Source organism: Micromonospora sp. WMMD714 (genome assembly GCF_029581315.1).
Lineage (GTDB): Bacteria > Actinomycetota > Actinomycetes > Mycobacteriales > Micromonosporaceae > Micromonospora > Micromonospora rifamycinica.
This window is the reverse complement of record NZ_CP120744.1, coordinates 4,090,604-4,095,730: the sequence shown is the minus strand read 5'-3', so window position 1 is coordinate 4,095,730 and position 5,127 is coordinate 4,090,604. Positions and strand designations below refer to the sequence as shown.

1 protein-coding gene is annotated in these 5,127 nt (G+C 73.4%); it reads right to left on the bottom strand.

Annotation, left to right across the window (positions count from 1 at the left end; translation table 11 throughout):
- Positions 1–33: 33 nt before the first annotated feature.
- A complete protein-coding gene (locus O7625_RS18000) occupies positions 34–4,902 on the bottom strand; it encodes a type I polyketide synthase (RefSeq protein WP_282340076.1) in 4,869 nt (1,622 codons plus the stop codon).
- Positions 4,903–5,127 lie beyond the last annotated feature (225 nt).

Sequence of the window (5,127 nt, the reverse complement as noted above, 5' to 3'; positions counted from 1 at the left end):
GGACCCTCCTCGGCTGGTGGGCGGTCGGCCGGGTCACGAGATCCCGAAGTTCTCCTGCAGGTACTCGAACATCTCGTCGTCGCTGGCGGGCAGCGGTGCGGTCGACGCCGCTCCCGCCGCCCAGTTCGCGGTCAGCTCGGCCAGTCGGGCGGTCACCCGGGCCCGGGCCTCGGCGGTGAAGGCGGTGGTGTTCAGGCCGGCTTCGAGCCGGTCCAGGTCGGCGAAGACGGCGTGCGACGGCGGTGCGTCGTTCTCGGGCAGGAGCGCGTCGCGTAACTGTCGTGCCAGCAGTTGGGGGGTCGGGTGGTCGAACACCACGGTGGTCGCCAGCCGCAGGCCGGTGGCGGCGTTGAGCCGGTTGCGCAGTTCGACGGCCATCAGGGAGTCGAAGCCCAGCTCCCGGAAGGGCCGGTCGACGTCGACGGCCTGCGCCCGGGCGTGCCGCAGCACCCCCGCGGCGCGTTCCTGCACCAACGCGGCCAGGATGTTCTCCTGTTCCGCCGGGTCGTGCGCCACCAGGTGCTCCCGCAGTCGGGCCGCACGGTCCGTGCCGCCGTCGCGGTCGCCGTCGGCCTCGACGAAGTGCTCGACGAGCGTGCTCGGGCGCAGTGAGGTGTAGGCGGAGATGAACAGGGACCAGTCCAGGTCGGCCACGACCACGGTGGTGTCGCCGCCGGCGACGGCTCTGCCCAGTGCGGTGATCGCCGGTTGCGGGGCCATGGCGCGTACTCCGACGAGGTCGAACAGGTCGCGTAGTTCGCCGGGCGTCTGCGTCAACCCGGTCTCGGTCCAGCCGCCCCACGCGATGGCCGTCGCGGTCCGGCCACCGGCACGACGGCGGCAGGCCAGGGCGTCGAGGTGGGCGTTGGCTGCGCTGTAGGCGGCGTGTCCGGCGCCGCCGAGCACGCCGGACAGCGACGTCATCAGGACGAACGCGTCCAGATCCGCGTCGGTCAGCAGGGCGTCCAGGTGTTCGGCGCCGTGTACCTTGCCGGCGACCACCTCGGCGAACTGCGCCGTGGTGAGGTCGGTGGTGAGGGTGTAGCCGCCGCTGACGCCGGCCGCGTGGACGACCGCGCGCAGCGGGAACTCCTGCGGGACGCGGCTGAGGGCGGCAGCGAGCGCCGTGCGGTCGGCGGTGTCACACGCCTCGAAGGCGACGGTGGCGCCACAGGCGCGCAGTTCCTCGGCGAGGGTGTCGGCCGCCGGTGCGGTGGCGCCCCGGCGGCTGAGCAGGACGACGTGCCGGGCACCGTTGCGGGCTGCCCACCGGGCGATCCGGGAGCCCAGTGCGCCGGTGCCGCCGGTCACCAGGACGGTGTCCCTCGGCTGCCACCGGTGGCCGTCGGGGCCGGGAGCCGGTGCCCTCACCAGGCGGCGGGCCACCACCCGGGAGGCGGCCACCGCGACCTGGTCCTCGCCGGTGCGACCGGACAGCACGGCGGGGAGTTGGGCCAGGTCGGCTGCCCCGGGCAGTGGGGGCAGGTCGGCCAGACCGGCCAGGAGCCGCGGGTGTTCCTGGGCCACAGCCAGGCCGAGGCCCCACAGTTGGGCCTGTTCGGGGTCGGGTGCGGGGGTGGCCGCCGTGGTCGCGCCCCAGGTGAGACACCACAGCTTCGCGGCCAGTGTCACCTGGGTGAGCGCCTGGACCAGGGCCAGGGTCAGGGCGACGCCGCCGGGGACGTGGGGGTGGTCGGGGTCGGCCTGCCGGGCCAGGGCCAGCAGCGACACCACGCCGACCACCGCCGGGGCGTCCCGCACGCCGTCGCGCAGCCGTTCGGCCGCCCGCGCGCCGCTCGCGTCCTGCGGTGAGAGGGTCACCGTCCGGAGGTGGGCACCGCTGTCCTGAAGTCGGGTGAGTACCGCCCGCAGGCGGTCGTCCTGGTCGTGGACCGCCGGCAGGACCACCACCCAGGTCCCCAGCAGGCCGGCCGGGGGCAGCGGGGGCAGCGGCGTCCACGAGACGTGGTAGCGCCAGGAATCGGCGAGGGCGGTCTCGGCCGACCGTTGACGCCAGCGGGCGATCGCCGGCAGCGCCTCTCGCAGGGTGGTGTCGTCCGGTACACCGATCAGCCGGGCGAAGTCGGCGGGGTCGGTGTGGTGCGCGGCGTCCCAGAACCGTTGGTCCGCGGCGCTGGTGGGGGCGGCCGGTGTGCGGTGTCGTCGGTCGGCCGCGTCGTCGGCCTCGGGGAGCCAGTAGCGGTCGCGTTGGAAGGCGTAGGTCGGCAGGTCGACGACGGTCGCGCCGGTGAACGCCGCGCGCCAGTCGACGTCGGCGCCGCGTGCGTGCGCTTCGGCGACGGCCGACAGGAACTGGCGTCGGTCGCCGCGGCCGCGCCGCAGCGTGCCGATGATCGTGGCGTCGGTGCCCGACTCGTCGATCAGGTCCTGGACCCCCATGGTGAGCACGGGTTGGGGGCTGACCTCGACGAAGAGGCTGTGCCCGGCGTCGAGCAGCGCCCGGGTCGCGACGTCGAGCGCCACCGGTTCGCGCAGGTTGCGGTACCAGTAGGTCGCGTCGAGGCCCCGGGTGTCGAGGTGGGTGCCGGTGACGGTGGAGTAGAAGGGGACGTCGGACGGCCGCGGGGCGAGGCCGGTCAGCGTCGACTCGATCTCGTCGCGGATCTGCTCCACCTGGCCGGAGTGCGCCGCGAAGTCCACGCCCTCGATGCGCCAGCGCAGCATGCCCCGGCGGGACAGCTCGCGTTCCAGGTCGGTGAGGGCGGTGTCGTCGCCGGAGACGGTGACGGCGGCCGGTCCGTTGACGGCGGCGATCCACAGCCGGCCCCGCCACGGCTCGATCAGTTCCTTGACGTCGGCCACCGGCGCGAGGGCCGAGAGCATCGCGCCGGCGCCGCGTAACCGTCGCAGGGCTCTGCTGCGCAGGGCGACGACCTTCGCGGCGTCGGCTAGGGAGAGTGCGCCGGCCACGTACGCGGCGGCGATCTCGCCCTGGGAGTGTCCGGCCACCGCTGCGGGGCGTACGCCGTAGGACGCCCACAGTTCGGCCAGTGCCACCATCGTGGCGAACAGCACCGGCTGGACGACGTCCACCCGGTCCAGCGTCGGCGCGTCGGGCATGCCGCGGACGACGTCGAGCACCGGCCAGTCGAGCCAGGTGGAGAGGGCATCGGCGCACTCGGCCATGGCGCGGGCGAAGACGGGTTCGGTTTCCAGCAGGTCGCGTGCCATGCCGTCCCAGTGGGTGCCCTGCCCGGAAAAGAGCAGCACCGGTTGCCGGGCGGCGTCGGCGCGGCGTCCGGTGACGGTCGTCGGGGCGGGCCGGTCCTCGGCGAGTGCTCCGAGGCCGTCGAGGAGTGTGGCGCGGTCGGTTCCGGTCACGACGGCGGTGTGTTCCAGGGTGGTGCGGGTCGCGGCCAGTGAGTAGCCGACGTCGGCGGCGTCGGGGGCGTGCTCGTCGACGTGGGCGCGGAGGCGTCGGGCCTGGGCACGCAGCGCCCCGGGGGTGTGGGCGGACAGCACCCACGGCAGGATCACGGCCGGTCCGGGGGCGGGGTCGGTGGCCGGGGCCGGGGCGGGTGCCTGTTCGAGGATGACGTGGGCGTTGGTGCCGCTCATGCCGAAGGACGACACGGCGGCGCGGCGGGGGCGGTCGACCGTCGGCCAGGGCCGTTGCCGGGTGGTCAGGCGTACAGCGCCGGTGGACCAGTCGACCCGGGTGCTGGGCTGCTGGGAGTGCAGGGTCGCGGGGAGCACGCCGTGTCGCAGTGCCAGCACCATTTTGATCACTCCGGCCATGCCGGCCGCGGCCTGGGCGTGCCCCAGGTTGGATTTGACGGAGCCGAGCCACAGTGGTCGTCCGGCCGGTCGGTCCCGGCCGTAGGTGGCGAGCAGTGCCTGTGTCTCGATCGTGTCACCGAGCCGGGTGCCGGAGCCGTGTCCCTCGACCGCGTCCACGTCGTCGGGGGTCAGCCCCGCGGCGGTCAGCGCGGCCTCGATCACCTGCTGCTGCGCCGCGCCGTTGGGTGCGGTCAGGCCGTTGGAGGCGCCGTCGGAGTTGACGGATGATCCGCGCAGTACGGCCAGGATGGGGTGGCCGTGTCGTTGCGCGTCGGACAGTCGTTCCACCAGCAGCACGCCGACCCCTTCGCCCCAGCCGGTGCCGTCGGCGGCGTCCGCGTAGGACCTGCACCGGCCGTCCGGGGCGAGTCCGCCGTGTTGTGCGAAGGCGACGAAGCTGGCCGGTGTGGCCATGACGGCTGCGCCTGCGGCCAGGGCGAGGTCGCACTCGCCGCCGCGCAGGGAGTGGGCGGCCAGGTGCAACGCGACCAGTGAGGACGAGCAGGCGGTGTCGACCGTGATGGAGGGTCCGCGTAGGCCGAAGGTGTAGGAGAGCCGGCCGGAGCCGACGCTGCCGGACACGCCGGTGAGCAGGTGTCCCTGGAGCCCGGCCGGGGGTGGGACGGCGGTGAAGGCGTAGTCGGTGTTGCCCATGCCGACGAAGACGCCGGTACGGCTGCCGCGCAGGGTCCGGGGGTCGACACCGGCCCGTTCGAGGACTTCCCAGGTGGTTTCCAGCAGCAGTCGCTGTTGTGGGTCCATCGCCAGGGCTTCGCGGGGGGCGATGCCGAAGAAGCCGGCGTCGAAGTCGGCGGCGCCGGTCAGGAATCCGCCGCTGCGTACGGACGGGGGTCCGGCGGTGTCGGTGGACGGCGGTGGCCAGCCGCGGTCGTCGGGGAACCCGGTGATCGCGTCCGTGCCGGCGGTGAGCAGCCGCCAGAGGTCCTCGGGTGAGGTCACGTCCCCGGGAAAGCGGCAACTCATCCCGATGATGGCGATCGGCTCCCGCTGGCGTTCCTCCTCCGTACGGAGCCGCTGGGTGGTTCTGTCCAGCTCAGCGGTAACTCGTTTGAGGTAGTCCAGCAGTTCGTCGTCGCTCACCAAGATCGAAGCTCCTCAATTGTCAGAGAACGCCTGATCTATGTACCCGAATCGGGCCACGTGGATCTTCCGTAATCTGACTCGCGTGACGGAGACCACAGGGAGCTGAGCGGGCATCCGTTCCACCATCCCCTGGTCAATCCGCCTGCGCAGGGGGCAATGACCTGGCGGGACACCGGACGGAATCCATTTCCGGGGTTTACCGGCAATGTCCCGCCGCGCGTT